Below are 2,712 nucleotides of genomic sequence, written 5' to 3'. Positions count from 1 at the left end.
CAATAAATATTAATAATAAAAGAAGGAAAATAGAGATGTATTTTTTTCCATTTCTCATACTATTACCTTTCAGAAAGTTTGTCATTGAAGCTCATATATCTACCATATGAAAAGTTGTTAAGAGAAGTAAAGTTTTATTTTATTTCACTTGATAATAAAAATACAACATTTATACTTATATTAAATGTATTTATGATTTCTATGAAGAGGTTGAGCCGCCAATGTCTGTACTTAAAAATATTATATCTGATTTTTTGAAAAATAAAAATGTTCCTGAATATACAATCAGGGAGATAATATCTCCTGCAGATGATTCCAAAAAATCTGATTCGGAGAGTTTAATAGGCAGAATCGTTGATGCAGGAATTTCATCTGAAAGGGAAGTTTTGATGCATTTAAGCCGAGTCTTTGGCTATCCTTATATAGAAAATATAGGAGAAGATGAGATTGACACTGAAATTTTAAAAAAGATACCGTTAAGTTATTTAAAAAATATGAATGCTGTCCCCTTGAAATCTGAGAATGGGAATATTCGGATTGCTTTGGCTGACCCTTTTCAAATAAATGTTATCGATGATTTATCACTATTTCTTGAGACACCTTCTGTTCCTGTCTTTTCTCCAAGAGCTTCTATAATTGAAGCAATAAACAAATTCTACAGCAGAGATTCTGCCAACACCGAAGAGATGATTAAAGAGCTTGATACTGATTATGACAGTGATGTATTGGCTTCTTTATCTTCTCTTTCAGAAGAACCGCGTGACCTTTTAGATGTTGCCAATGAAGCTCCTATAATCAAATTTGTCAATACTATTCTCTTCCAAGCAGTTAAAGAAAGAGCAAGCGATATTCATATCGAACCTTTTGATAAAGAACTGCGCGTGAGATATAGAATTGATGGAATTTTATATAACACACTGTCCCTTCCAAGAAAATACCATGCCGCTGTTATATCAAGAATAAAGATTATGGCAGATCTCGATATAGCAGAAAAGAGACTGCCTCAGGACGGGAGGATAAAAATAAAGATTGCAGAACATTTCATAGACCTAAGAGTGTCGGTTATACCAACCTCCTTTGGTGAACGCGTTGTAATGAGATTGCTTGACAGGACGAGTGTACTTATTGATATGGATGATCTTGGATTGGATGCAGAAAATTACCAGATTCTCAATGATTTTATTAATCGCCCCAATGGAATAATCCTCGTAACCGGGCCGACAGGAAGCGGAAAGACGACTACACTATATTCTGCATTGACGCGCGTCAATACGCCGGAGAAGAATATCATTACAATTGAAGACCCTGTGGAATACCAGCTTTTTGGGATTGGGCAGATTCAGGTAAATCCTAAAATAGACCTTACTTTTGCCAGTGGATTACGCTCAATTTTAAGGCAGGACCCAGATATTGTAATGGTAGGTGAAATCAGGGATGTAGAGACTGCGGAAATTTCAATTCATGCTTCATTGACAGGACATTTAGTGCTTTCTACTTTGCATACCAATGATTCTGCAGGTGCTGTTACACGATTGCTTGATATGGGTATTGAGCCCTTTCTAATTGCATCATCTCTCTGCGGTGTAATAGCACAACGTTTAGTCAGGGTTTTATGTCCTGATTGTAAGGAAGAATATGAGCCCGATGATGATGAATTGAACAATATTGGACTTAGCCGCTCTATGCTGAAAAATGGAAAGATTTATAGAGGGAAAGGATGTCCTTCCTGTTTGAATATGGGATATAAGGGAAGGATTGGAATATTTGAGATAATGAAAATAGATGATAGTATAAAAAAATTAATTCTCGAACGAGCCGATTCAACAACGATTAGAAATGAAGCCATAAGAAAAGGAATGAAATTGTTGAAAGACGATGGAATTAAAAAGGTTATAGATGGAATTACCACAATCGAAGAAGTCCTAAGAGTTTCCAGAGAAGGCTAATCCATTATGGCAGTTTACGAGTACAAAGCAATAAATCCCAAAGGCAAAAATATTACAGGAATTATCAATGCTGAATCACCGGGAGATGCGCGCCTCAAGGTTAGGAAATTGAATTATTTTTTGACAGACTTAAAGGAAGTTGAGTCTGAGGAAGGAGGTTCAAAAGAGAGAAAGTTTGGTGGAATAAGAAATGCATTTAGGTGGGTCAAACCGCAGGAAATTGCTCTTTTTTCAAGACAGATGTCCACTCTTCTTCAGGCAGGGCTTCCATTGGTAGATGCCTTGACAGCTCTGATTGAACAGTTTGAAGATTCAGGATTCAAGAGAGTTTTGCTTCAAGTAAGAGAAAAGGTTAATGAAGGTGTTTCCCTTGCTGATGCTCTTTCAGAACATAGACGTTATTTTTCTCCTCTATATATTGGAATGGTGCGCTCCGGTGAGGCAAGCGGCGCTCTTGCTTTGGTACTTACACGGCTTGCCGAATTTCTTGAAAAGCAGGCAGAGCTCAACAGCAAAGTACGAAGCACTCTTGCCTATCCTGTTATAATGACATTTGTGGGATTTGCAATTTTGGGATTTCTATTTGCTTATGTAATTCCCAAAGTAACTGCTATATTTGAACAAACAAATCAGGCATTGCCTCTTCCTACATTGATGCTTATCAAGATTAGTGTAATTGTTAGAAATTACTGGTATCTCATAATAATCTTCTGTTTCGTCATCTATTATGTTTTTAAATATTTTATAAATACAGAGAAAGGGCGCT

At 36.3% G+C, this 2,712-nt stretch carries 2 protein-coding genes; both read left to right on the top strand.

Annotation, left to right across the window (positions count from 1 at the left end):
* Positions 1 to 221 precede the first annotated feature (221 nt).
* Positions 222 to 1,946 carry a type II secretion system protein GspE gene (gene gspE, locus D6734_08355; protein RMF94216.1) on the top strand — a complete coding sequence of 575 codons (1,725 nt, stop codon included), beginning with the start codon at positions 222 to 224 and terminating at the stop codon, positions 1,944 to 1,946.
* A gap of 6 nt (positions 1,947 to 1,952) precedes the next feature.
* On the top strand, positions 1,953 to 2,712 hold a 760-nt coding region (locus D6734_08350), incomplete at its 3' end, for a type II secretion system protein GspF (GenBank protein RMF94215.1).

It is taken from the genome of Candidatus Schekmanbacteria bacterium (assembly GCA_003695725.1).
GTDB lineage: Bacteria > Schekmanbacteria > GWA2-38-11 > GWA2-38-11 > J061 > J061.
The sequence above is the reverse complement of the archived record's forward strand: the minus strand, read 5'-3'. Positions and strand labels throughout refer to the sequence as shown.

Excerpts from the sequence above, each read along its gene's own strand:
- gspE (RMF94216.1), top strand. The coding sequence starts at position 222 with ATGTCTGTACTTAAAAATATTATATCTGATTTTTTGAAAAATAAAAAT.